General features: G+C 33.5%; 23 protein-coding genes and 1 pseudogene. 7 read left to right on the forward strand and 17 right to left on the reverse strand.

What is annotated here, in order from left to right:
* Nucleotides 1-3: 3 nt before the first annotated feature.
* From ACNDLV_RS04190 to ACNDLV_RS04215, 6 genes are all read right to left on the reverse strand, one after another.
* On the reverse strand, nt 4-798 hold the full coding sequence (locus ACNDLV_RS04190; protein WP_022091388.1) for a tyrosine-protein phosphatase: 795 nt from the start codon (nt 796-798) through the stop codon (nt 4-6).
* Between the two features lie 100 nt (nt 799-898).
* Complete coding sequence (locus tag ACNDLV_RS04195) at nt 899-1,933, reverse strand: MupG family TIM beta-alpha barrel fold protein (protein ID WP_006586222.1); 1,035 nt, start codon at nt 1,931-1,933, stop codon at nt 899-901.
* Nucleotides 1,934-2,048: 115 nt separating this feature from the next.
* Nucleotides 2,049-2,597: an NADPH-dependent FMN reductase gene (locus ACNDLV_RS04200; RefSeq protein ID WP_006586221.1), complete on the reverse strand. Its 549-nt coding sequence runs from the start codon at nt 2,595-2,597 to the stop codon at nt 2,049-2,051.
* Nucleotides 2,598-2,609: 12 nt separating this feature from the next.
* Entirely contained in the window at nt 2,610-3,146 is a 537-nt protein-coding gene (locus ACNDLV_RS04205) for an NADPH-dependent FMN reductase (protein WP_006586220.1), read from the reverse strand.
* 98 nt (nt 3,147-3,244) lie between these two features.
* Nucleotides 3,245-3,847, reverse strand: a complete 603-nt coding sequence (locus tag ACNDLV_RS04210; protein ID WP_006587581.1) for a TetR/AcrR family transcriptional regulator — start codon at nt 3,845-3,847, stop codon at nt 3,245-3,247.
* 67 nt (nt 3,848-3,914) lie between these two features.
* Nucleotides 3,915-4,145 (reverse strand): hypothetical protein, encoded by a 231-nt coding sequence (locus ACNDLV_RS04215; protein WP_006586218.1) that lies wholly within the window; start codon nt 4,143-4,145, stop codon nt 3,915-3,917.
* 60 nt (nt 4,146-4,205) lie between these two features.
* On the opposite strand from ACNDLV_RS04215, the gene ACNDLV_RS04220 reads away from it, so the two are divergent.
* Complete coding sequence (locus tag ACNDLV_RS04220; RefSeq protein WP_006586217.1) at nt 4,206-5,618, forward strand: C69 family dipeptidase; 1,413 nt, start codon at nt 4,206-4,208, stop codon at nt 5,616-5,618.
* Between the two features lie 39 nt (nt 5,619-5,657).
* Here ACNDLV_RS04220 and ACNDLV_RS04225 read toward each other — a convergent pair whose 3' ends face one another.
* The 4 genes from ACNDLV_RS04225 to ACNDLV_RS04240 all read right to left on the reverse strand — a co-directional run bounded on the left by ACNDLV_RS04225 (nt 5,658) and on the right by ACNDLV_RS04240 (nt 8,639).
* The gene (locus tag ACNDLV_RS04225) at nt 5,658-6,332 is read right to left on the reverse strand and encodes an ABC transporter ATP-binding protein (protein ID WP_022091386.1); all 675 of its coding nucleotides are present in this window, start codon (nt 6,330-6,332) and stop codon (nt 5,658-5,660) included.
* Nucleotides 6,333-6,335: 3 nt separating this feature from the next.
* On the reverse strand, nt 6,336-7,394 hold the full coding sequence (locus ACNDLV_RS04230; protein ID WP_006586215.1) for an ABC transporter permease: 1,059 nt from the start codon (nt 7,392-7,394) through the stop codon (nt 6,336-6,338).
* Between the two features lie 2 nt (nt 7,395-7,396).
* The gene (locus tag ACNDLV_RS04235) at nt 7,397-7,921 is read right to left on the reverse strand and encodes a TetR/AcrR family transcriptional regulator (RefSeq protein ID WP_006587580.1); all 525 of its coding nucleotides are present in this window, start codon (nt 7,919-7,921) and stop codon (nt 7,397-7,399) included.
* A 118-nt stretch (nt 7,922-8,039) separates the two neighbouring features.
* On the reverse strand, nt 8,040-8,639 hold the full coding sequence (locus tag ACNDLV_RS04240; RefSeq protein WP_006586213.1) for a histidine phosphatase family protein: 600 nt from the start codon (nt 8,637-8,639) through the stop codon (nt 8,040-8,042).
* 74 nt (nt 8,640-8,713) lie between these two features.
* On the opposite strand from ACNDLV_RS04240, the gene ACNDLV_RS04245 reads away from it, so the two are divergent.
* The gene (locus tag ACNDLV_RS04245; protein WP_006586212.1) at nt 8,714-9,466 is read left to right on the forward strand and encodes an alpha/beta hydrolase; all 753 of its coding nucleotides are present in this window, start codon (nt 8,714-8,716) and stop codon (nt 9,464-9,466) included.
* On the opposite strand, the pseudogene yaaA reads toward ACNDLV_RS04245, so the two are convergent.
* A pseudogene (gene yaaA / locus ACNDLV_RS04250) lies at nt 9,453-10,214 on the reverse strand (peroxide stress protein YaaA). The gene ACNDLV_RS04245 and the pseudogene yaaA sit on opposite strands and share 14 nt — an antisense overlap.
* A 102-nt stretch (nt 10,215-10,316) precedes the next feature.
* On the opposite strand from yaaA, the gene ACNDLV_RS04255 reads away from it, so the two are divergent.
* The gene (locus ACNDLV_RS04255; RefSeq protein WP_006586209.1) at nt 10,317-10,979 is read left to right on the forward strand and encodes a hypothetical protein; all 663 of its coding nucleotides are present in this window, start codon (nt 10,317-10,319) and stop codon (nt 10,977-10,979) included.
* A gap of 35 nt (nt 10,980-11,014) precedes the next feature.
* Here ACNDLV_RS04255 and ACNDLV_RS04260 read toward each other — a convergent pair whose 3' ends face one another.
* Entirely contained in the window at nt 11,015-13,552 is a 2,538-nt protein-coding gene (locus ACNDLV_RS04260) for a M1 family metallopeptidase (RefSeq protein ID WP_006587578.1), read from the reverse strand.
* A 125-nt stretch (nt 13,553-13,677) separates the two neighbouring features.
* Between ACNDLV_RS04260 and ACNDLV_RS04265 the strand changes: the two genes are divergently transcribed.
* Both ACNDLV_RS04265 and ACNDLV_RS04270 read left to right on the forward strand, forming a co-directional pair.
* Nucleotides 13,678-14,892 (forward strand): L,D-transpeptidase family protein, encoded by a 1,215-nt coding sequence (locus ACNDLV_RS04265; RefSeq protein ID WP_006586207.1) that lies wholly within the window; start codon nt 13,678-13,680, stop codon nt 14,890-14,892.
* 164 nt (nt 14,893-15,056) lie between these two features.
* The gene (locus tag ACNDLV_RS04270) at nt 15,057-15,938 is read left to right on the forward strand and encodes a LysR family transcriptional regulator (RefSeq protein ID WP_006586206.1); all 882 of its coding nucleotides are present in this window, start codon (nt 15,057-15,059) and stop codon (nt 15,936-15,938) included.
* A 45-nt stretch (nt 15,939-15,983) separates the two neighbouring features.
* Here ACNDLV_RS04270 and aroD read toward each other — a convergent pair whose 3' ends face one another.
* Genes aroD through ACNDLV_RS04285 form a run of 3 tightly spaced genes read right to left on the reverse strand, consistent with a single transcriptional unit; the run spans nt 15,984 to nt 18,898 of the window.
* Nucleotides 15,984-16,742 carry a type I 3-dehydroquinate dehydratase gene (gene aroD, locus ACNDLV_RS04275; RefSeq protein ID WP_006586205.1) on the reverse strand — a complete coding sequence of 253 codons (759 nt, stop codon included), beginning with the start codon at nt 16,740-16,742 and terminating at the stop codon, nt 15,984-15,986.
* An 8-nt stretch (nt 16,743-16,750) separates the two neighbouring features.
* Nucleotides 16,751-17,938, reverse strand: coding sequence for an MFS transporter (locus ACNDLV_RS04280; RefSeq protein ID WP_006587577.1), 1,188 nt, complete (start codon nt 17,936-17,938; stop codon nt 16,751-16,753).
* Nucleotides 17,939-17,974: 36 nt separating this feature from the next.
* Nucleotides 17,975-18,898 (reverse strand): shikimate dehydrogenase, encoded by a 924-nt coding sequence (locus tag ACNDLV_RS04285; RefSeq protein ID WP_006586203.1) that lies wholly within the window; start codon nt 18,896-18,898, stop codon nt 17,975-17,977.
* A gap of 150 nt (nt 18,899-19,048) precedes the next feature.
* On the opposite strand from ACNDLV_RS04285, the gene ACNDLV_RS04290 reads away from it, so the two are divergent.
* Nucleotides 19,049-19,969: a LysR family transcriptional regulator gene (locus tag ACNDLV_RS04290; RefSeq protein WP_006586202.1), complete on the forward strand. Its 921-nt coding sequence runs from the start codon at nt 19,049-19,051 to the stop codon at nt 19,967-19,969.
* Between the two features lie 47 nt (nt 19,970-20,016).
* Here the strand turns inward: ACNDLV_RS04290 and ACNDLV_RS04295 are convergent, their stop codons facing one another.
* Together ACNDLV_RS04295 and ACNDLV_RS04300 are read right to left on the reverse strand one after the other, a co-directional pair.
* Nucleotides 20,017-21,726: an FAD-dependent oxidoreductase gene (locus ACNDLV_RS04295; protein WP_498882932.1), complete on the reverse strand. Its 1,710-nt coding sequence runs from the start codon at nt 21,724-21,726 to the stop codon at nt 20,017-20,019.
* Between the two features lie 130 nt (nt 21,727-21,856).
* On the reverse strand, nt 21,857-23,035 hold the full coding sequence (locus ACNDLV_RS04300; protein WP_498882933.1) for an MFS transporter: 1,179 nt from the start codon (nt 23,033-23,035) through the stop codon (nt 21,857-21,859).
* Between the two features lie 261 nt (nt 23,036-23,296).
* On the opposite strand from ACNDLV_RS04300, the gene ACNDLV_RS04305 reads away from it, so the two are divergent.
* On the forward strand, nt 23,297-24,172 hold the full coding sequence (locus tag ACNDLV_RS04305; RefSeq protein WP_006586199.1) for an ROK family protein: 876 nt from the start codon (nt 23,297-23,299) through the stop codon (nt 24,170-24,172).
* The last annotated feature ends 39 nt before the right edge of the window (nt 24,173-24,211 follow it).

Here is a 24,211-nt window from a genome sequence, read left to right on the forward strand (position 1 = left end):
TAACTAGCACCACGCGTATTCTAAATATAACTTTCTAAGCAAGTCAATTAATTCATCACTAACTGCTAACTGCTTTTTGATATATGAATCAATGCCACCATACTCTTCACACATTGTAATAATAGCATTATCTAAATATTCATCAGCTACTGAACCTAACGAACGTAGATTGGCTCTAAATGCCAAGCTACTTCCTTTTTCTTTTGCTTCTAAGTCACGTCTTGCTCGATAATCATTAAGCATATAATTTGAGAAAAGATAGTCTTGTCTAATAGTTTCTAAATCAACACCTAAAATATATAAAATGAAAAAGGTTGTTAAGCCCGTCCGATCCTTTCCTTCAGAACAATGAAAAATAATTGCACCCTCAGGGGTATTAGCCATTTCTTCTAAAACACGGTGAAAAGCCCGTTGGCTATGAGGACGTGTAATCATCAAGCGATAATTTTCCCTCATATGCTCAAAAGCAGCTGTTGGATTAGCATCAAACTTTTTAAATAAGTCTTCAAAACTAGTACCAGCTTCAGTATTATCTTCTGGTGAAATCGAAATATTAAAATGCTTAGTTCCGGAAATAAGTGTATCTGGATCTTGTTTGCGTTCTTTTTCTGAACGTAAATCTATCACTTTTCTTAATCCATAATTAATTAGATATTGTTGATCATGCCTAGATAAGTTACAAATTCTCCCGGTTCTAAGTAATCTTTGCATTTTTACTTTATGACCGTCTTGGGTTAAATATCCTCCTAAGTCACGAGGATTACGAATGGTTTTTAGTGGTAAAACTTTTGCCTGCACGAATATTCTCCTTCGAAAGTAAAACCGGATAGTTATCTACCCGGTAATTCTACACTTGATTTAGCTTATTATAAAATATTTAGTTTTAACAAAATGTAGCTTACTTAAAAATAATCATTTGATTTGAATTAATTATATCTAGTAATGGCAAATCAAAATCAGCTACTTTGTCAACAATTCCCACACGCTCATCTTCTGGTAAGTCTTTTTTAGTAATCTCTAGTTCTCCTTCATAACGCAAATAGCGTTCATTATCACTAGTAATTGTACCTTTAGGACGCTTTCCAGATTTCAATTCAACTTGTGAAAATAATTGTCTAATTCTTCCTTCTTCTAGTCTAACAACATCTCTTGATAAATCCGCCCGTTGATGCCAAGAATGTTTAACTAATATACTATTTTTTCTAGTTAAATGAAGTAAAATTGCTTTCTTATCTAAGTATTCTGAAAATTGCTCAAAGCTCTCTTCACTTAAATCGCAATCTCCAATATAAACATGATCTAAACCCATATCAAATAAATCTAAGCTAGCAAAAAAGCTACTTACATTACGATGCTCTTCTAAAGTTGGTAAGCTTTCAAAAATTGGAGCTCTCTTAATCCCATCCCCAGGCGCAAATGCCACCACTTTAAAGCCATAATTTTTTAACCATTTATTGCGTTCAATCATCCATCCTTGATCCAGACCAGTATTAGGCCGTGGATAGTAATTGTGCCAAGCTTCTAAATGATCAAAATTCGCTTGATTTTCACGTAGACAAATAACATCTTCTTCACTAATTGTACTAGCATTTAATGCTACTCTTAATTCCTTGGATATTTTAGCGATTTCTTCATTATCAAAACCTGCGTCAATTCTAACGCCAGTTAGTCCCAAGCTTTTTAAACTAGTAATATCTGTTTCTAAACCCAGTTTTTGCATCCCAGTTTTAGAAATATCACCCACTAGCTCTAACCCCAAATCGTGGCACCATTTTTTTAATTCAGTTAATCCCTTCAAGACCTGCTCACTATCTTGCTCAGGTGCCTGTAAAGAAGTAAATATTCCTTTAAAACCAACATTTCGCATTTTTAAAATATAGTTATGAGTTTGAGCAGTTAACGGCTCACCCAAATTTATTGAAAACCCCAGCATTTTTCGCTCCAAATTAGATAATACTTTTTAATAGTTTTAGTCTAGTCCTTTATTGTAATAAAAAAAAGACCTACAAGCTATGAAAATAACTTGTTGTCTCTTTTCATAAAGTATCTTATTTTTGATTTTGGGCAACAAACTTAATAAAATTATCCATCACAGTATCAAGCTGATCAATATAAGTTTGATTTGTTAAATCACCAGTTGCCTTATCAAAATTATCCGCTGCTCTACCAATTAACACTTCATTTCCTGGCAAAACATTTGCACTCATATCAGGAGCTAATAAGATTTCTCTTGCTTCTTCTTGTGCACGAGCTGCTCCCATCATACCATAAGAAGTACCAACAACCATTGCTGGCTTCATATGCATTAAATCAGCCCCAGCATGTGAACCTAGCCACTCCAGTGCACTCTTTAAAGCAGCTGGAATAGCATGATCATATTCCGGCGTTGTCAAAATAATTCCATCAGCTGTTTTTATTTTTTCACGCCATTCAGCAACATTTTTATTTCCTGAACTTTCGCGATTAAAAAGTGGAAGAGTATTAATTTCAGCAACTTCAATTTCTGCCTTGTCTCCATATCTTTTTGCAATATATTTAGCTAAAAAGCGGTTAAATGAAAAGTCAGCATTTGTCCCTACTACAGCTAGTAATTTCATCAAAATTGCCTCCTATTTCGTAATTTGTTCATACCATTCTTCAACTTCGCCAAAGAAATGATCTAGAAATTCAAGTGTTCGTTCATCTTTAATTGAACCATCTTCATCAAAAGCCTGTGAAGCAAGGCCAAGCATAAATTCATCCCCATTAAATACAGGGCATGAAAAACCTGGCGCAGCTAAAATATTCTTCAACCGAGTCTGTGAACGACCAGAACCTTGAGCAAGTGGAGATGTTCCCACAATAAATACAGGCTTTCCTTTAAATGGATGAAGATTTGATGATAACCATTCAAGTGCACTCTTTAAAGCACTCGTAACAGAGTGTTGTTGTTCTGGCGAACCAATTAAAACCAAATCAGCGGTTTCAATTTTTTCCGCTAGGTCACTAACAACTTGAGGTGTATCTTGGCCTTCTTTATATAAAGGCAAACCTTTAATTTCAGCAAGTTCAATATCATGCTTAGTAAATCGTTTCTTTATGACGAGTAACAACTTACGATTATATGAATTTTCTGCATTACTACCAACAATAGCAAGGATTTTCATAAAAAAACCACCTTTCCAGAAATCTATATTATTATTATAGTGTTAATTCGATAATATAAACAATAAAAATAAGGGAACGTTAATATTAACGTTCCCTATTAATCTCTATCATTAGTTGAAAACATACGATTATTTTCAACTTCAGATAAGTTTTCGTTATTAATAGCATCCAAAATTTGTGCTTTTAAGACGTTAATAATCTGTTCTTCACTGAATGTAGCAACTTGGTTAATAATTAATGCCGCAATTCCAGTTGCAGAAATCCAGTTAGCCATTACCACTTGTTTAATTTTCTTTTCGCTTAAATCATATTCACTATATTCTTCATTAAACTTTTCGATTCCTAAATTTAACAAAGTATCAGCAATAATGGCACTACCTAGCTTTCCATCAACAAACATAGCTCTAAACAAATCAATATGTTCTTTCGCAAAGTTAATATATGAAAGATCTAAATCAATTAAAGCTCCACCAGTATAACTCTTTTGCAAAATCTTAGTCTTTAAGTTTACAGAGATGATTTCTAAAATCTGAGTTCGTAAATCCTCCATATTTTTAAATTCAAGATAAATGGGCTGGGTTGAAAAGTCACCGGCTTGAGCAATGTTTCTTGCAGTTAAGCTCTCTATTCCTTCACTTAATGCCAGATTATACGCCACATCTAAAATTTGTTGGCGGCGAATTTCTTTTTTTCTAGCCATAGAATAACCCCAATTAAATAACGTTTATGTAGAAAAAACTACATTACATTAAAAATTATATTGCTATTTAGTTATTTTCGCTAGTAAATTGGTCATATCCATTAGAAATCATTTCAACAATCTCCTCTTTAGATAAGCCTTCACTGATTGCGTATGATAAAAAAGAAGCCGACAAAATGTAGCCACGTTCTCCTTCATCAGTTAAGTTATCAGAGAAGTCTATGTTAATACTACTATTTGCATAATCTGTAGTTAAAGTTATTCTTTTATCTTCCATTTTGAAGTCCTCTCTTTTCATAAATACTAATTAAAACTTATAATAGATTATAATATAACATTCAATGAAAGTGTGACTAATATGATTACAAAACATGGACGTTCAGCTTGTACTTCCATTTTGATTGGAAAAAAAGCTTCAATTAGTGGTAGTGTTATTATCGGTCGTAACGAAGATTGCAAAACTGCTTGGCCAAAACATTTAAAATTTAATCCAGCAACAATTTGCGCTCATAATCATTTTTCTTCAAATGATAATAAGTTTGAAATGGATTTACCAGATAGAAGTTATGCATACTCAAGTACACCTGAATGGACCGACAAATACGGTGTATTTGAAGAAGATGGTATTAATGAATACCATGTAGCAATGAGTGCTACTGAATCTGCTTATGCAAACGGACGTGTACTAGCTGTAGATCCTTTTGACACAGAAAAAGGAATTTTAGAAGAAGCCATGGTTACTTGCGTTTTGCCTTATGTCAAAACAGCCCGCGAAGGTGTTGAAAGACTAGGTAAAATCGTTACTGAACATGGAGCCGCAGAAGCTGATGGTATTTTATTTGCAGACCCGGACGAAGCCTGGTACTTAGAAATTGGTTCAGGTCATCATTATGTAGCGCAACGTATTCCTGATGATTCTTACGCTGTAGTATCTAATCAACTTGCCATTCAAGAAGTGGATTTCACTGATCATTTAAACTTTATTTTCTCACCTGATTTACCAAACTTTGTTTATCAAAATAAACTTTGGCCTAAAGATAAACCATTTAACTTTAGAGAAATTTTTGGAACACAAGATGATTCAGACTTACATTACAATACTCCACGTGTATGGGCTGGACAAAAGTTATTGACTCCTTCGAAAAAGAAAGAACCACAAGACTTTTATTTGCCATTTTTAGAAAAACCTGATCGTCCAATTACTATTCAAGATGCTCAACGGGTACTAAAAGATCACTATCAAAACACACCATTTGATTTAACGAATAAGAAAAATAGCTCAAATGCTACTTTTAGACCTATCAGTGTAGCCACTACTCAAGAAAGTCACCTTCTTGAACTCAATGGTGAAAGCATGACACAATGGCTCTGCATGGGGATTACTTCTCAAGGAGTTTATGTACCTTTCTATCCACAAGGCACTAAAACTCCTGCTATGTGGGATAAAGGAACTGAAACATATTCAAGTGATTCTGCATATTGGGTATTTAAACTAGCTAGCGTATTAGCAGACCGCGATTGGGGTAAATATGGTAAAGATTTATCAACAACCCAAGACAATACCAGTAAAGAATTGATGCAAATTCGTCATGAATATGATCAAAAGTTACTTACCATTAGTGACCGTGAAAAAGAAATTGAATTAGTCGACGAAGCAAATGAAAAGATGGCAAATTTAGCAATTAAAAATTATCAAACTTTAATTGCTCAATTAGTTACTAAGCAAACAGCAAGCTCACCTCTTAGTTTTACTATGGATCCCAATTTATAATAGTTCAAATCAAAACAGGTCCGGAAAACCGGACCTGTTTTATTTTCTTTTGGTTAACTTTCCATCTAACATATCATAAGTATGATCACTATAAGCTTCCAAACGTTGATCATGTGTAACTAAAATGACTGCTTTTCCTTGCTCTTTAGCTAACTTCTGGAATAAAGCTCCTACTTCTTTAACTCTGTCACTATCAAGCGAAGCTGTCGGTTCATCAGCCAAAACCACTTGTGGATTGGCATATAAAGCTCTAGCAATCGCCACCCTTTGCATTTGCCCACCTGAGAGTTCATTAGGGTATTTGTTAAGTAGCTGATCAATTCCTAACAATTTAACTAAATCTGTTAGCTCATCAGATGATAAGTTTCCTGCTTTTTTTACTCGATCAACTAATTCAAATTGTTCTTTAACCTTTAAAAAAGGTACCAAGTTATAAGCTTGCAAAACAAAACCAATTTTATTTAACCGTAAATTATCTCTTTGCTTATCACTGAACTTAGTAATATTTTCTCCATTAAATAAAATTGTCCCACTACTTGCTTTTTGCAAACTTCCCATAATAGTTAAAAGAGTAGACTTACCTGCACCACTTGGCCCTTCTAATAGTACTACTTCGCCTTTTTCTGCTTCAAAATCAACCCCTTTTAAAGCAATTGTTTGCGCATTACCTGACCCATAAATTTTCTTGATATTTTTTAATTCAATTGTACTCATCATTTAACCCCCAATTGCCATTGTTGGATCAACTTTTAAAATGCTCCGTACTGGAATTAAACTACCAATAATCCCCATAATTAGCATCCCTAGTAAACCTGCGATAGCAATTGATGGCGAAAACTTCATTGGCACTGCTGCTGGTAAAGCAAATACAGTTAACTCCATCAAAATTAGCGCAAGCAAACTAGCGAATAAAACCAAGATGAATGATTGACTAACAGTAAAACCTATCAAAGTCTTGCTTGGAATACCTTGTGCTCTCATCACTGCAAAATTAGGTAATTTTTGCATGGTTAAGATATACAAAAATACTGCAACAATAATTAAAGAAATTATAAATAAAAAGCCAATCATTAGACCGAAAGTCAAATTTTGAGCACTATAACCAGGCAACTTATTTAGAAAAGTTTTCAATTCATATACTTTAAGGTTTTTACTATTAACTTTAAAATTGCTACTTTTAGAAATTATCCCACTAGCAACAACTTCATTATTTACACTACGTAATTTGCGCCAAGTTGCTAGATTTCCATAAATAATTGGAGCAATATTAATCATTGCATCTTTAGCAAAGCCTACAATTTTGTATTGGTCAGTTGAACCATTAAGTGTTAACTTATCTCCTAACTTATAGCCCTTATTTTTTAGTGTTTGACTAACTACAACTTCATTACTATTTTTAGCTTTTCGACCAGCTGTAATTGCTAAATTCTTATAGATATATTGATTAGCTTTTATCCCAATAAATTGAGCTGATACTGTAGATTTCTTTTTATTTTTTATGACTAATGGAGTCTGTCCGACAAGCGCTTCATTAGTTGACAATTTTTTAGGTACATCCTGCTTGGTTATCAATGATTGACTTAAACTAACATTACTATTTTGATTTAAAATAACTTTTTTAGTTTGCCAAGCATAAATAGCTTGTGTATTTTCTGAAGCTAGTCCAAAAGCCAAACCACTTAAAATAAATATCAAATAGCTGATTAAAAAAATCATAAAAACTATCAGACCATATCTGAGTTTTTCTTTTTTTATTTCTTTAAAAGCTAAATACATACTTAACCTTCCTCATTTAACAACTTTAAACTGTGTTTAAAACGTTCAAGATAAATATTCTTATGATCAGGATCAAATAAAACGAGCTTAATAGTTTCATGACTCAACACCATTGCTGACCAAGTTTTAACATCAAGATCTTTTAATCTGACTGCTTTTTGTTTAAAATCATGAGTCAGCATTGCTTCATTTTTACTTAAATGAAGTTTTATCAAAGCTAAATATGGACTTTTTTCTGACTTTCCCACAAAATCAGCAGTTGTTTTATACAAAAGTTCCACATCAAACGCTTTACTTGGTTTTAAGCCAGCATGAATATCTTTCATCGCTAATTGGTAAACATATTCATATGCATCAGTTAAATCATCAAAATACTTGTAAAAAGCCCCCCGTGCTATTCCACTACTTTTAACAATTCTAGCCACCTGGGCATCAGCCAATGAATAAGAACTAAATTCAGTTATCAGCGCATCAGTCACTCGCTTCTTTTTTTCTTGATTCAAATTTTGAAAAGTCGACTTTACCATATCTTTATCTTTTACTCTCTCTATCAAGTGACATAATGTCACTTGCAAATAATATTTTAACCTATTGTGACACCATGTCAATATTTTAACATAAAAAAAGAGCATCTCGCTCTTTCTACTAATATAAAATTTGGTTATAGCGAATAACTTTAGCTAACTTTTCAGTCATCTCGAATTCACTAATTGCACAATTATCAACTTGCTCAAAAACTTCTAAATTTCCATTAGAAAAATAGTGGGCTACTAAGGTTTTAATTAACGTTCCATGGCATACAACTAAAATATTTTTATCTGGATATTTAGAAATCAATTCATCAATAAATTCACTTCCACGTCTTGCGACATCCTCAAAACTTTCACCACTTGGAGCATATCTTAAATATCCATTAGTTACATATCTTGCTTGATTGAAGCCCTTAGGATATTTTTTAATTAAGTCGTCAACTTTTAATGTATCCCATTCGCCAAAATCCATTTCTTTAATTCGCTCATCAAAATTAATTTCCTTTTTCCCCTTAACAAAGATTTCTGCTGTTTTTTTGGCTCTTTGCAAAGGACTTGAGAAGACTAAATCATATTTTTCTGGATTAAAATGACTAGCTGCAACTGTCGCTTGCTTAATTCCCGTTTCGTTTAATGGCTGGTCAATTTCTCCACCTTGAATACGATTATCCTTATTTAAGTCTGTTTGTCCATGTCTAATAAATGTTAATTTCATATTATTTCCTTTCTAGTTGTTACTATTCGAACTAAAAGCGCTAAAATAAAGTTATAAGAGAAGGAGGGACTATAATGTCAATTTTCACAATCCAACGCGATGGCTTAAATTTAGTCTGTGAACGGGAAGATCCCTTTGGTGAAAAATACGATTTAGCCATTATTATGCACGGTTTTACAGCCAATCGAAATACGGCATTAATTAAAGAAATCGCAAACAAATTGCGCGATGAAAATGTTGCCAGTATTAGATTCGATTTTAATGGGCATGGTGATAGTGATGGTGCTTTCGAAAATATGACAGTCTGGAACGAAATTGAAGATGCCAACGCAATATTATCTTATGTAAAATCTGACCCTCATGTTAACCATATTTACTTAGTTGGTCTCTCTCAAGGGGGAGTAGTTGCATCTATGCTTGCTGGCCTTTATCCTGATTTAATAAAAAAGGTGGTTTTACTAGCTCCAGCAGCCTGTTTAAAAGATGATGCCCTAAAAGGCAATACTCAAGGAGTATCTTATAATCCAAAAAAGATTCCAGATTCTGTGCCTTTTAGAAACAAAAACTTAGGTGGTTTCTACTTACGTGTTGCTCAAAATCTTCCAATTTATGAAATAGCTCAAAATTATTGTGGTCCAGTTAGTTTAATTCATGGTACCAATGACCAAGTAGTCCCTGCTAAATATGTTGAAAAATACCAAGCTATTTACCAAAATAGCGAATTGCATTTTATAAATGGTGCCGATCATCGCTTTAGTGACACATATCAAAACATTGCCAGTGATTTAACGGCGGACTTTTTAAAACCTGATTTTAGTGTCTTTTAAAATCATACTGCGTTTTAAAAATATATTTATCAGCGCTTGAAGTTAATTCATCAAATTTATATCCAAAATCACTAAACGCTTGAAGTTCTTCAGGCGTTTTTATTTGGTTTTCACCAATCCATCGCACCATTTCTCCTCGACTCATTTTTGCATGTGTCCCAATCATTTTCCATTGATCTTTTCTTTTTTCTAAAAAATCAACTGTTATAAATTTTTCTCCTTCATGTAAATATGGTATTACTGCTCTAGCGTATTCTTTAGAAGCTAAATTAACAACTGTATCATCATCTTCGAATAATTTATCATGAATTAAACTATCCCAAAAATGATACAAGCTATAATCCTTAAAACCTATCAGCTTATTTTTTAATTCTAACCGATATGGGCTAACTGCATCAAAAGGACGTAAGACACCATATAAACCAGAAAGAATTCGTAAATTTTTTTATATATAAATTAAGGCAGGTTCAGTAAACAAGTCTGGAGCCATGTATTGATACTGAATTCCTCCATATGAAACAATTGCTGGAGTTCTTGCATTCTCTAAATCCATGGTTTTTAACTGAGATATTCCCTCTTGCACTATCTTGTCGCTTGCTTCCCAGATTTGCTTTAATCTATCTGCTTCTTGCCTCTTTAAAAAATCAGCTAAAATTTTAGCCTGTTCAAGAAAATCCGGCTTAGTCTTTGCTAAAAAACTTTCTTGATTAACTACCATCTTTTTAGCTGGTGAAATAATAGTTTTCATATGACTATCTTTCCTTTTTTAATATGTGGAGAATGCTAAAATTTCTCCTTACTGCAATTATACGGTAAAATATAAATGAATACCTAAGGGAGGGCTTAAAAAGTGAATCCAGATTATGGAATTATTTTAAATTTCAAAGTAAATGCCAATGCTAATGCACAAAAAATAGTCCGTTTAGCAAGAAATATCGGCGCTCGTGCTATTAGTGTTGAGGGAGCTAATGATTTAGCTCCATATAAGGAAGCTTGCAAAGACTATACTATTGAATTGGTTAATGCACATGGCATTGACTTAACTAGTGCTAATGCAATTGATGAGTTAATCAATTTTAAACGTAATGAACAACATGCAGTTTTTAATGTAGAATTGGACGAAATAGGTGATTTACTTGATGAACAAAAAGCAGCACTAACTTTACTTAATGATTGGATGCACTGGTTTGGTCACGCCTATAATGAAAGTGGTAAAAGCACTTTAAAAACAGCAGACTCTAATTCTTTTATTTGCGAAAATCGTCATGCAAAATATCAAGTATATGTTTTTATTAAGTCTCCATTACCTAAAACTATTAAAGTTGAAGGATTCGATCATAAGCCAATGCGAGCTGAATGGATTGATGAAAGAGTTGAACTACCCTTTAGTTTTCAAAATAAGGAAGTAACAGTAGAATTATCACCTTATCCGGATGGTATTGACTACAAGTGGCGTGTTTTAAGAATTATGAAGCACCGTCCTGAAGATGATATTAAAGAAACACAATTTTAAACATAAAAAAGAGAGGCGCATCTAGCGCCTCTCTTTTATTCTTCTATAAATAAATTTTTAACTGCTTGATTAACCTTAACTTTTTCAGCTTCAACTAATTCAACACGAGTTTCAATAACCTTAGTATCCATCTTAATTTCACGAGTTAACATTGGTTGATCAAGTTTAGGTTCAAAGAATGCCTTAAATTCCTCAAGGCGCTTAGCTGTCTTAAAGTTTCTCGCAATTACTGTAATGAACGTAGTGAATTCCATGTCACCACCAACAGTCTTATCCAGCCATGCCCATTCATTTCTAATCCAATCCCAGGCAAGTTGTTCACCTAGCTTATTATTTAAGACACTTGCAAACCAACCACGTAAATCTTGTGGCTTAACAATATCAGCATTCTTAAAGTAAGAAACCACTTTTTCAAGTTCACTTTCACTCTTAGATGAAGTAATTGCAGCAGTTAAATCACTCTTAAAGCTTGCATCACTAGTAGTTTGGTAAAGATTAATTAACTTATCAGTTAATGCACTTGAGCCACAATTCTTTACTTCGTTAATTAAAACATATGGACGAACATCCGCATTTAAACTTTCTAAGTCATCTTCATGATCTTGGTAAAGCTTGTGTGCTGCACGAACTGAATCAATATTTCCTCCATAAAGACTTGCGCTTAAAACGTATGGACGAGTTAACTTATCTTCATCACTTTCATCAGGTTTTACATCCCAACCCAATCTCTTAACTTGTTCTTCACTTAAGCGGTTGTAGAACTGCTTCAAGTAGTTTTCAGCATCTGAATCTGGAGTTACAAACTGACGTAACTTTCTAGCTGTAGTGTAAATTGCATTATTTACAAGGTTTGACTTAGAATCTTTAAGTTTATCAAGTAAAGGAACAACTTCAGCATATGAACTTTCGCGACCTTCACTAAGTAAGCGTAAATCTTGAAGAAGTTGTAACTTACTAATTGAATCTAAATCTTCTACTTCTGCTAGAATATCATTCATTAAAGTTTCATCGTACTTAACAACACAGTGAGTAGTATTGCCAACATTAATTCTTAATGCATGACCCGCTTTTTCACGTAAAGTCTTGTAATCACCCAAGTCTAATTCTTTTTCAGTCATAATAGCTGGTGCTTCAAAGTTGGCATTTAATGGAATTTGCCAAGTTCTGCCCTTATCTTCACCTTCACCAACAAAGAATTGCTTTTGCGCTAACTTCAAGTGGCCATCTTCAACAAAAGCATTCACTACAGGATAACCTGGTTGATTGAGCCATGAGTGCATAATTTCTGCAATATTCAAATCAGTTGCAGTTGACAAGGCATTCCATAAGTCATCCCCAGTAGTATTACCAAATTTGTGATGGTCAAAGTAGTACTTAAGTCCTTTTTGTAAAGCCTTATCGCCTAAAAGTGCTCGTACCATTACTAGCATTCTAGAACCTTTAGCATAAACAATGGCACCATCGAATAAAGTATCAATCTCTGCTGGATCTTTAACTTCAACATAAACCGATTGAACACCATCAGTTGCATCTCTTGTCAAAGCTGCTGGAGCTTCAGAAGATTGGAACATTTCCCAAACATTCCAGTTAGGTTCCAAGTGATCAAGTGATAAGTATTCCATCATATTAGCAAAACTTTCGTTAAGCCATAAATTATCCCACCACTTCATGGTTACTAGGTCACCAAACCATTGGTGAGCAAGTTCGTGCGTAATAACAGTTGCCACTAGCTTCTTCATATCAAGTGGAGTGTTGTCTGGATCTAGCAACAAGTAAGCTTCACGATAAGTTACCAAGCCCCAGTTTTCCATTGCACCAGCACTAAAATCTGGTAGCGCTAATTGCCATGAATGTGGTAATGGATACGGTGTTTGGTAGAAATCTTCATAAAATTCAATTGCACGCTTAGCAATATCCAAGGCAAAGTCTAATTCTTTGGCCTTGTGTGCCTTAGTTGCAAACACACCAACTTTAACGCCACTCTTAGTTTCTGTCATCTTAGATTGCAAATCACCAAAGGCAAAGGCCACTAGATAAGTTGACATCTTTACAGTCTTTTCAAAATAGTGAACGCCATCTTCACATTTAATTTCTGGCATGTTAGCAAGAGCGGTTTCACCTTCATGCTCGTCAAATTTAAGAGCTAAACTAAAAGTAGCTTTTGCTTCTGGTTCATCAATACATGGAAAGGCTTGTCTAGCAAAAGTCGTTTCAAATTGAGTACCAATAATTTCTTCTTTTTTGCCATTTAGTTGGTAATACGATGGATAAATACCCATCATTGTATCAGTAAGCGGTGCACTATAGTCAATGCTGATAGTAGTATTGCCGGCTTTAGCTAATGTAATTTTAATTGCTTCAGCTTTTTCATCTACTTCAAAAGGTACTGCTTCGCCATCTTGAGTTACCTTACTAATGCTCATAAACTTTTGATGAACAGATATTTCTTTAGATAATGCTTCACCAGCAATAGTTGAAGTACCATTTATTTTTTTATCGGCCCGATTTACATTAATGAATAAATCATAATGATTAGGGTGAAATGTATCATAAAAACGATTGATTTTTCCCATTATTTTTTCTCCTTAACTTAATAAAAAGCTGTTAATTAGATAATACCAAAAAAGTGCAACATTTTAGCAATAGAATGCTTTTTTTGGTAAAATATATTCAAATTTAAATAGGTGGCGAAAAAATTTTGACTGGAAAACATTCAAAAAATACTGCAGATAATTGGTTTAAAAAAAATAAGATACTCGTTTCTCTTTTTTCTGCAATTGTTATCCTTTCTTTGTTTGGTGGTTTTATCTATCACAATCATATCGAAGAGCAGCGACAAGCTACACTAAAGTACACAAGCAAACATTTTAATAAAAATGTAAAAATATTTGGCGTTAAAGTTGGTGGATTAACAATCAATCAGGCTGTTACTAAAATTAACAAAAACGCTAAAACAGCTGCAACAATGACTGATGGTAAAATTACCAGCATGAAATTAGATGGTATTCAAGTAACAGATAAAAAAACTGTTACTAAATATTTCAATAAACAGCATACTTCTCTTCCATCAGATAAGAAATGGAATTTTGCTGATAACACCTTAAAAGAAGCAAAAAAGAAATTATCCGAATTTTACAATGCCAAAACAACTTATAAAGTTGGGGGAAAAGATTTCTCACTTGAAGCAAAGAACTTATTTAAGACAGTTGAATACTATGGTGGCCAATTCCACTTTACTGATACTTCTGCTTTATCTGCCAAATTGTCCCAAATCAACTCAGAAGTCTCAACTTTAGATAAATCATATTCATTTACAACTCCTAATGGAAAGACAATTACTGTAACTAATAAATCTTACGGATGGGGCATTAATACTAAAACAGCTATTCCTGCAATTGAAAAAGCTCTAAGCAACGGAGATACCACCATAGATGGTTCTAATTACATTTATGGTAAAGGCTATAGTACTTATGGTACTGGATACACAACAACTAATAATGGCTTAGGTAAAAATTATGTAGTAGTTTCTATCAAAGAACAAAAATTATGGATTATTAAAAATGGTGTAGTGGCTGTGACTTTGAATGATGTAGTAACTGGAACTGCTCAAACTAGTTCCGGATCTTCTGATGCTACTCCAACTGGTGTTTGGTACATTGAATACAAACAATCACCAAGTACTTTAACAGGTACTAATGATGATGGCTCAAGTTATTCATCTAAAGTAAGTTACTGGATGCCATTTACTTTAAGTGGTTGTGGACTACACGATGCTAGCTGGCGAACTGATTGGTCAAAGACTGCCTATCTAAAAGGTGGCTCCCATGGTTGTGTAAATATTCGACCTAGTGAAATAAAAAAGGTTTGGGATGCTGTTGAAATGCATGAAGCAGTAATCGTTTATGACAATTAAGTAAACAATTCTCCAAAAAGAAGCTCTATCAATATAGTTATAGGGCTTCTTTTTTAGTAAACATTTTTTGTTATTTAAATATAACACTATTGCATAATTAGTTATTTTATTTTATATTCATAGAGAGGGTATTAGGGATTTCATAGAAAGAGTGGATTTTTTCAATGAATTTACGTCATTTAGAGTTTTTCGTTGAACTAGCACATACTGAACATATGGCAAAAGCTGCTGAAAATTTAGGTATAACGCAGCCATCTTTGTCATATGCAATTAGCAGTATCGAAAAAGAATTAGGTGTGCCATTATTTGAAAAAGATGGACGTAATATTAAGTTAAGTAAATATGGAGAAATATATTTAAGATATGTCAAAGCTGGCTTAGCAGATTTTAGTAAGGGAAACACTTATATTAGTGAATTAGTTGATACTAATAGTGGAACTGTTCGTTTCGGTTTTTCATCCGCAGCACGTGAAGTAGCACCTGTAATAGTAAATAACTTTAAACATGAAAATCCTGAACAACATATCAGTTTTTACTTTGAACAAGATATCACATCAATTATTATCAAAAAACTACTAGATGAAAAAGTAGACTTAGCAATTGTAGCTAATCCTGATGATTTAGAAGCAGTGAATCTAACTCATTTATTTGATCAACAGCTATATTTAGCTGTTTCTGTTAATAGTCCATTAGCTAATCAAGATAAAATCAGTGTTAATGACCTTGCTTCATATCCATTGATTACATATCCCCACGTCAACTGTTTAAGACAAAATATTGATACTTTCTTTGAAAGAGCCGGGATAGAACCTAATATTTCAATGGTTTTGGCAGATACGGCACCTATAATGAACTTTGTAAATTCAGATTTTGGCGTTGCCATTGTGCCTAAAAGTGAACTAATTAATCAACACAAAATAAAATTTCTAGATATTGATAGTGATGCTGCTATTAATCCAGTTTATGTAGCAACTAAGAAAGATCACTTTTTATCTCCCGCAACTAAACGAATACTTGCTTATATCAAAGAATATTATAAAAAATAAAAACAAAACCGTTAAAGCCTTGCTTTAACGGTTTTTTATGCATTATTAATGTAATTCTAAATACTTCTCAGCATTTCTCAAATCAGAAATAGTTAATTGACCTGGAGCAGATGTCTGACCAACAGCACCAAATGATAAACTTGATCCAAATACCTGTCCAGCTATCCGACTGACTTTTCCTAAATCCCCCATTGCCATTGTAATGATTGGATTAGAAATAGTTTCATTTACAACTGTAGTAGCCATCAATAAAGTTAAAACATCCATGCTTGAATGTGGCATACATGCAAATTTAGGGATATCAGCACCTAATTCGGCCATCTTTTTCAATCTAAATTCGATTATATCTTTACTAGGTACTTTATCAAAATCATGATTGCTCATAACTACAATTACATTATATTGATGCGCCACTTTAACTAACCGTTTAACTGTATCTTCATCATGGAAGAGTTCAATATCAACAGCATCACCTAACCTATTTACAATAATTTGATTAAGCAAAGATAAATATCTTTCTTCAGGTAATGATAATACTCCACCTTCGTTTTTGGTTCTGAAAGTTATTAAAATAGGTATTTCTTCCATAACCTTACGAAGTTCTTGGGCTACCATTTTCAATGTATCAAAATTATTTATACCTGCTTCAAAATAATCAATCCGCCACTCCATCAAATCTGGCTTAGCCTGTATAATTTCTTTAGCTGCAGATATAATTTCTTCCCTTGTCCTTCCGACATTAGGTACGGCTATTTTAGGTAATCCTTCACCTAAAACCACATTTCTAATTTTTACAGTCGCCATAATACTTCCTACTTTCCTAATTTGCCAAACATCTTTTTATACCGCATAGCAATCATACTAGTATCAATAAATCCAATTAATGCAATAATCACATCAAAAAGCATCACATTTCGCATGTTTCCAATCCAATTAATTGCTAAAGGTATCGTAAATGATGCAATTGAACCTGCTGTATAAAAGAAACCTGTAACTGTTCCTTTACCAGCAGGGAAAAATTCAGCCATGACTGTTAATGCTAATTGCATTACACCACCTGCAGCAAAAAATCCAACCAATATCGATAAAATAATCATCAAACTAGCATTAGTAGGATATAACCACATTAGGGCTAATGAAATAAATGCACCTAAAGTGTAAATAGGAACAAATTGAATTTCACTAAATTTCTTACCCAAAACAGCAGTAGTTAGCACACAAATAATTGATCCTAAAGAATACCAACTAACTAATGAGTGAGCTGTTACTTGCGAAAGATTACCTATTTTTTGACCATATTGTGTAAGCATCTGGCTTACCAAATAAAAGGTTGCTTGTGAAATATATCCATAAATAATAAATAAAGTGCCATCTAACCATAAATTAGTTTTTACATTATTATCAGTTATCTTTTCTTCAACAGTTTTATTAGTTGAATTTGAGTCTGGGAAAGCTCCACCAAACATGAAATAAAGAAAAGTAAGCACCAAAATAGTTGCTGGAATTAAAAATGACCATCCATACCACATATGTGCAGCTGCTAAAAAGCTAACAATAAAGGGTAAGAAAAATTGCCCTGCACTAATAAATGCCTTTAATACAACATTAGAAGTTCCTTTAGAATTTGGATAAATTTCCATCAAACCTGGATAAGTACCGGTATCAAGGAACGAATTAGCCATTCCTGCTAAAATTCCTAGAATATACGCAATAACCGTATTCGGTGACATTAAAATGCCAACAAAGAAAATAAAATAAGTAACAATTCCTAATTGAACAAATGGTTTTCTCCCAAATTTATCAGATAAAACTCCTGAAGCTAAAAGATTTATAATTCGTCCAATTCCTAATGAAGAAACTACTGCAAGAGCACCAGTTTCCGTAGTTCCCCATTGGTGAGCCAAATTAGCTGCATTTTGAGACAGGATAATAACGCCCATCCCATGAACAAAATAATTGAAATAAAGCGCTAGGGCCGTAGGTGTATATTTATTCTTCATAACTATCCCCATATCTACTCAGTAAAATAATAGCTTTTAATTATTATCTTTAGCATCATTTTCAAAAATAACTTGACGAATATAATCAGTTGGCATGTCTTCACCAGTCCAAAGCTTAAATGCGGCAGCCCCTTGTTCAATCATCATGCCGATACCATTTAAAACATGCTTTACACCAGCTTTTTGAGCGACTTTCATTAGCTTAGTAGTTCTTGGAGCATAAACGGTGTCAAAGACAGTCATATCTTCGTGGAACCAACTAGGATCTTCAACTAAAGTCATATCTTCAAGAGGCTTCATCCCAACACCTGTTGCATCACAATAGATGTCGCATTCACTAATGGCACGCTTGAAGTCATCTTTGTCTTCCAAGTGGTGTAAACTAGCCTTACAGTTAGTCTTTTCATTGATTGTCTTCACATTCTTTTCAGCTTGAGACCATTTATCATCGTTAAGGTTAAAAATTTCAATTTCACTAACACCATCAAGAGCAGCTTGAACAGCAATTGGAGTTGCGGCACCGCCAGCACCAGCTAAACACATCTTCTTACCACGGATATCAATACCTTCATCTTCCAAGCTCTTCATAAAGCCAATTCCGTCAGTAGTGTAGCCTGTTAAAACGCCATTATCGTTAACAATAGTGTTTACAGCATCACACATTTCTGAAGCTGGAGATAATTTATCTAAGTATTTAATAACTTCTTTTTTATTAGGCATAGAAACATTTGAACCACGCATATCCAAAGTTCTAATAGCTTCAACTGCCTTAGGTAACTTCTTGTTATCAATTTCAAAGCAAAGGTAAGTAAAGTTTAAACCTAATTTTGCAAAAGCATTATTGTGCATTGTTGGAGACATTGAGTGGCGGATTGGGTAAGCCATCAAACCAATTAAGTAGGTATGACCATCAAGCCAACCATTAATAGGACCATTTACACCAGTTATTTTATTTGTCATAATTAAAATCTCCTTAATAAAAATCTTTGTTAATATGTTCTCAATTCACTTTTTATGGTATCGTTTTCAAAGTAAGCAATAAATAAAACTAGTTCAATTTATCAATAAAGACAGTTTATTATTTATCCTGTAAATTCGAGGAGAAATTTTATGAATTTAAGACACTTGGAATTCTTTGTAGAATTAGCTCATACTGAACACATGGCACGAGCTGCAGAATCTTTAGGTATCTCCCAACCTTCTCTTTCATATGCAATTAACAGTATTGAAGATGAATTAGGAGTGCCATTATTTGAAAAAGAAGGTCGTAATATTAAGTTAACCAATTATGGTCGCATCTATTTAAAGCACGTAGAAGCAAGCCTAGATGCCTTAAAAAAGGGCAATGAATACGTTGCAGAATTGCATGATATTAATCAAGGACATATTCATTTAGGATTTACCTATACTATGGGCCAAGACCTAGTACCTGAGTTAGTTTCAACCTTTAAAAATAATCCAACTGCTAAGAAAATCACTTTTTCGTATAGCCAAGATATTACAGATAAATTAATTGAAGAATTACTAGAAGAAAAACTTGATTTAGTTTTTGCATCAAAAGCTACAACTCCTGCTCTGGTAGCGCAAGTTAACCAATTTCACCTAGTAAATCAAGAATTATTAGCTGCTGTTCCCTTTAACCATCCTCTTGCTAAAAAAGATGAGGTTACTCTTTCCGAACTAGCTAAATATCCTATGGTACTTTATCAGCGTAACAGTGGCTTAGGAATTTTTCTCAAAAAAATATTCGATCAAGCAAACATAAAACCAAAAGTAGCTGTCGAAGTTCAGGAAGATCATTCGGTCTTAGGGTTTGTTCGTTATAACTTTGGGGTTGCAATCGTACCTCATATGTCACAATTAAGTAGTGGGATAGTGAAACTGTTACCTATTAAAGATAAGGCAGTAGTCCACCCAATTTATGCCATTACTAAAGCAAATCACTTTTTACCACCAGTTGTGCAACGTTTTCAAAGTTACGCTGAAAAATATTGTCGAAATAGTTTTAACGAAAAAAATACTATGATTTAAAAAAATAAGCTATTCTTATCTCTTAAAGGATAAAAATAGCTTATTTTTTATCGATTATTGCAATTGTCACTAGCATTAGTTCCAGCTAAAAAGCCTGAAGCATAGCTCCATGAATTCATCATACTTGGCATAGAGTCATGACCATTGGCACCACCAATTATTTCACCAGCTGCATAATAATTAGCTACTGGCTTCATATCACTATTTAATAATTGCATTTGGCTATTAGTTTCATACCCACCTAAAGTTGTACAGAAGCGAAGTTTTTGTTCAATAACGTAGTAAGTATCACCTGAATATTCATGCATAAATTTTGCCTCACGTCCGAACTCAGGATCCTTACCATTTTTAGCATAATTTTGATAATTAGATAAGGTATGCTGTAAATTTTCAAAATTAATACCAGCTTTATTAGCTACTGTTTCAAGATTTCCTTTTACTAAAATTGGGCTTTGCTTGCCATCAAGTGCAAAATAATGACTAATTTCATCAGCAGTAAAACCATATTTAAGCATTAGTTCATAAAATCTGTTCCAAATTCTTTGATCCATAAGAACAAAAGCTATCTGATCTTTTTGAGCAGCAATTGCATCTCTAAAATGAGTGTATGGATCTGATTCATTTACAATTCTATTACCAGCCCGATTAATAAAAATTGCCCCCATATCACTTGCTTCTTTTGTTGAATAAGTTGTAAGTTTAGCAATTCCAGGTTCAACTTCTAATCCATGTGGATAAACTTTATACCAATCTAAATTACGGCTAGCCAGATTTAATCCCTTGTTAAAGAAGAAATAATCTCCAGTTGAAGTCATTGGGCCATAATAAGGAATCGAAGTCCGCTTTTCTTTGAAGTCTTTGGCGCCCCAACCACCGGCAGCCAAAATAAGAGATTTAAACTTAACGTTTGTAGTTTGGTGCTTTCCTTCAGCAACTAAACTAACAGGTACACCATCTTCAGAATTGATTTTTTCAACACGCGCATCAAGTAAAATCTTGCCACCTTTTTCTTCAAAAGCAGTTGCTATCTTCTTAATTAATTCATATGAACTTTCACTTGGCATTTCCACTTGCCGATTAACCGAATGCTCAATTGTTTGTGTTTCTGCTTTTTGATAAGTCAAATTAGCAAACTCTTTAATAAAATCAACAGCCTTACCAATATTATTAACTAAAATCTTTGATAATTCAGGATAATTGGTACCTCGGCATTCACGAGTAATATCATCAAAAAGTCGTTTACTGCTGTCTTCTTGCGCCTCAGTACCAAATAATTGCTGAGCCAAGTTAGAACCTGTAGCTACTACATTTGAACCATTTAATATTGTAGCTCCACCTAAATAACCATTCTTTTCAAGAACTACTACATTTTTTCCCATTGAAAGAGCTCGGCAAGCTGCAATCAATCCTGCAGCTCCTGAGCCAATGACGGCAACATCTACATCTAGGTTTACTTCCCGATTTGTTTTATCGCTCTCTTTAGCTACTGGTGTAACTCCTGCTTGATTTAAGGCATTTTTTCCAGAATCAAGTAAGGCACTTGTCATAATAGTAGCGCCCGATACAGCGTCTACATCAAATGATTGCTCCTCTATAATGGAATTTTTTAATTTATCAAAAACCTGATTAAATATTGCTGGTGTTTCACTAGATTTGGTAACTTTTATATCTTTTATTTCGTTATTATCAATATTAATATCAAATTTAATCTTGCCATTACGACCATTAGCTTCAGCTTGCAAAGTTTGTTTTGTCATATTTTACCTCTCCTATCACTAATAGTAATCGGTTTCATTTTAAAATGTTTTTTAATTAAAAAAAACAAACAATGACATAATTATTAATAGATTCAGACTATTGATAGTTTTTCGTTTAATCCAACTGAAGCTAACCTTTTTTATTACATACTTTTACAATTAAAGCTAATACTGAACCTAATAAAGATAAAAATATATTCATAATTACAATATATTTCGCGGAATTAGCCCCTGAAAAACCAGTTATCCAGCTCGCAATAGAAAAAATTGTCAAATTAGATAAAGCTGAAAAGAAAGCTGCCCACGATTGCGCTGTTGCCTTAATTGTTGGATAGCTATTACCTAATACTGTTAAAGCAAGCTGATACAAACCACCGGCAGCAAAAAAGCCTACAGCCAGATTTGCAAATGACACTATCCAGCTTGCTTTAATTAAAACAGTAAGAATTAAGCTAAGTGCGGTAAATAAAGGATAATATAGCAAAAGGGCCACTTCTTTAATACCCTTTTTTATAATGAAGGAATTAAAAACTACTGCTATACTTGCTCCAAAAGCATAAATTGTTTGAAGATAGATGGGATTACTTACTCCATAACTTTTAGCTAATTCTTGATATGTATTTACCCATAATAAAAATACTGCAGTAGAAGTATAACCAATTAAAGCTAAAGCAATAACACTAATTGGCAGTCTATCAGTAAAAGCAAATGATTGTTTCACCAATTGCTTTTTAGAATGGTGTTGAGGAAATGGCAAGCATATTAATAAAAAAGCTAATGCTAAATAAACCAACCCTGTACCCCAAAAAACTATCCGATAGTTTGCTCCCAAAAGGCTAACAACAAAAGCAAAAATTGGTAAAGCAAATTGACCGATATTAATTGCAAATTTTGTCATAATTCCAGCAATTGAAGCATTTTTAGGAAATATTTCCATTAGAGAAGGAAAATTACTTGAATTAACGAAACTCTGTCCTATCCCAGAAGTAGTAGCAATTATATACGCAACAGTTAGATTAGGTGCATAAAGTAACCCTATAAAATAACTTGCCCAGATCAAATGACCTATAACAGCACAAAATTTTCTACCAAAATAATCAGACACTGGTCCTGTTATCAAAATCGATATAATACCGCCTAGCCCTATAGCTGCAACCACTTGCAAAACTCCACTTACATCAGTATGCCATATAGTAGCGAATTCTGGTTTATATTGTGCAACCATTGATAAACGTAATCCCATCATAAAATATGACAAATATAAAATACTTGCAGTTATTTTTAAATTATTTATTTTTTTACTAGCCATATCTATCAGCCTCGTACCTATAAGCTTATCTCAAGTATATTTGTAAGCGTTTATTCAATCAATTGTGCTTTACCATTAAATCGATAGATATAAACAATCAATCTTATAAAACCACTTATATCTTCCATCTAAAAATACTTGGTATCTTTTTTAAGAAAAAATGTGTTAAAGCTACAAGTAATGTCTAATTTGTGCTAAAATCGTTATGATTTTTAAAGCCTTTACATTTTATAAAAATCAAAAACGGAGAGGAAAACACTAATGACAAATGCAAAAACTGTCGGCAGCATTGAAGCTGGAGGTACCAAGTTCATTGTTGCTGTTCAAGATATTGAATCCGGTAAAATAATTGCAACTGACCGAATTCCCACTACAAGTAGAGAAGAAACTTTCAAAGCTTGTGCAGAATTTTTTAAGAAAAATCCAGTAAATGCCCTTGGTATTGCAACCTTTGGACCAGTTGATATTAATCCTGATTCACGTACTTATGGTTATATTTTGGATACACCTAAGCCAGGTTGGTCAGGTGCTAACTTCAAAGGATTTTTCGAAAAAGAATTAAACATTCCAGTTTACATCACAACTGATGTAAATGGGTCTTGTTATGGTGAATATATTGCCCGTGGTGCTGATAATACCAAAACTTACTTATACGTAACTATCGGTACTGGTATCGGTGGCGGTATTATCCAAGAAGGTAAATTTATTGGTCGTAACTACCACCCAGAAATGGGTCATATGATGGTAGTAAGAGCTGAAGGTGATGATTATAAAGGTGGTTGTCCTTTCCATGGTGCTTGCGTTGAAGGCATGGCCGCAGGTCCTAGCTTAAAAGGTAGAACTGGTATCCCTGGAGAAGATTTACCAAGAGATCATAAAGCATTTAGCTTTTTACAATATTATGTAGCACAAATGCTCTACAACGCCTACATGACCACTCGACCTGACGTAATGGTTGTTGGTGGTTCCGTTTTAAACGAAGATGATTTAGTACAAATCCGCAAATACTTTGATGACTTAAATAATAACTATGTAGCAACTCCTGACCTTGATGAATTAATTGTTCGACCAGCAGTTGCCAACAATGGTTCAGCAACTTTAGGTGACTTTGAATTAGCCAAAAAGTTATTAAAATAAATAATATAAAAAGACCTCGGAAATCCCGAGGTCTTTTTA

It is taken from the genome of Lactobacillus fornicalis, assembly GCF_055362665.1.

Excerpts from the sequence above, each read along its gene's own strand:
- ACNDLV_RS04240 (WP_006586213.1), bottom strand. The coding sequence starts at position 8,639 with ATGAAATTAACATTTATTAGACATGGACAAACAGACTTAAATAAGGAT.
- ACNDLV_RS04195 (WP_006586222.1), bottom strand. The coding sequence starts at position 1,933 with ATGCTGGGGTTTTCAATAAATTTGGGTGAGCCGTTAACTGCTCAAACT.
- ACNDLV_RS04270 (WP_006586206.1), top strand. The coding sequence starts at position 15,057 with ATGAATTTACGTCATTTAGAGTTTTTCGTTGAACTAGCACATACTGAA.
- ACNDLV_RS04305 (WP_006586199.1), top strand. The coding sequence starts at position 23,297 with ATGACAAATGCAAAAACTGTCGGCAGCATTGAAGCTGGAGGTACCAAG.
- ACNDLV_RS04245 (WP_006586212.1), top strand. The coding sequence starts at position 8,714 with ATGTCAATTTTCACAATCCAACGCGATGGCTTAAATTTAGTCTGTGAA.
- aroD (WP_006586205.1), bottom strand. The coding sequence starts at position 16,742 with ATGGCGACTGTAAAAATTAGAAATGTGGTTTTAGGTGAAGGATTACCT.
- ACNDLV_RS04200 (WP_006586221.1), bottom strand. The coding sequence starts at position 2,597 with ATGAAATTACTAGCTGTAGTAGGGACAAATGCTGACTTTTCATTTAAC.
- ACNDLV_RS04295 (WP_498882932.1), bottom strand. The coding sequence starts at position 21,726 with ATGACAAAACAAACTTTGCAAGCTGAAGCTAATGGTCGTAATGGCAAG.
- ACNDLV_RS04225 (WP_022091386.1), bottom strand. The coding sequence starts at position 6,332 with ATGAGTACAATTGAATTAAAAAATATCAAGAAAATTTATGGGTCAGGT.
- ACNDLV_RS04290 (WP_006586202.1), top strand. The coding sequence starts at position 19,049 with ATGAATTTAAGACACTTGGAATTCTTTGTAGAATTAGCTCATACTGAA.
- ACNDLV_RS04285 (WP_006586203.1), bottom strand. The coding sequence starts at position 18,898 with ATGACAAATAAAATAACTGGTGTAAATGGTCCTATTAATGGTTGGCTT.
- ACNDLV_RS04300 (WP_498882933.1), bottom strand. The coding sequence starts at position 23,035 with ATGGCTAGTAAAAAAATAAATAATTTAAAAATAACTGCAAGTATTTTA.
- ACNDLV_RS04220 (WP_006586217.1), top strand. The coding sequence starts at position 4,206 with ATGATTACAAAACATGGACGTTCAGCTTGTACTTCCATTTTGATTGGA.
- ACNDLV_RS04260 (WP_006587578.1), bottom strand. The coding sequence starts at position 13,552 with ATGGGAAAAATCAATCGTTTTTATGATACATTTCACCCTAATCATTAT.
- ACNDLV_RS04230 (WP_006586215.1), bottom strand. The coding sequence starts at position 7,394 with ATGTATTTAGCTTTTAAAGAAATAAAAAAAGAAAAACTCAGATATGGT.
- ACNDLV_RS04210 (WP_006587581.1), bottom strand. The coding sequence starts at position 3,847 with ATGGCTAGAAAAAAAGAAATTCGCCGCCAACAAATTTTAGATGTGGCG.
- ACNDLV_RS04205 (WP_006586220.1), bottom strand. The coding sequence starts at position 3,146 with ATGAAAATCCTTGCTATTGTTGGTAGTAATGCAGAAAATTCATATAAT.
- ACNDLV_RS04235 (WP_006587580.1), bottom strand. The coding sequence starts at position 7,921 with ATGGTAAAGTCGACTTTTCAAAATTTGAATCAAGAAAAAAAGAAGCGA.
- ACNDLV_RS04215 (WP_006586218.1), bottom strand. The coding sequence starts at position 4,145 with ATGAAAAGAGAGGACTTCAAAATGGAAGATAAAAGAATAACTTTAACT.
- ACNDLV_RS04280 (WP_006587577.1), bottom strand. The coding sequence starts at position 17,938 with ATGAAGAATAAATATACACCTACGGCCCTAGCGCTTTATTTCAATTAT.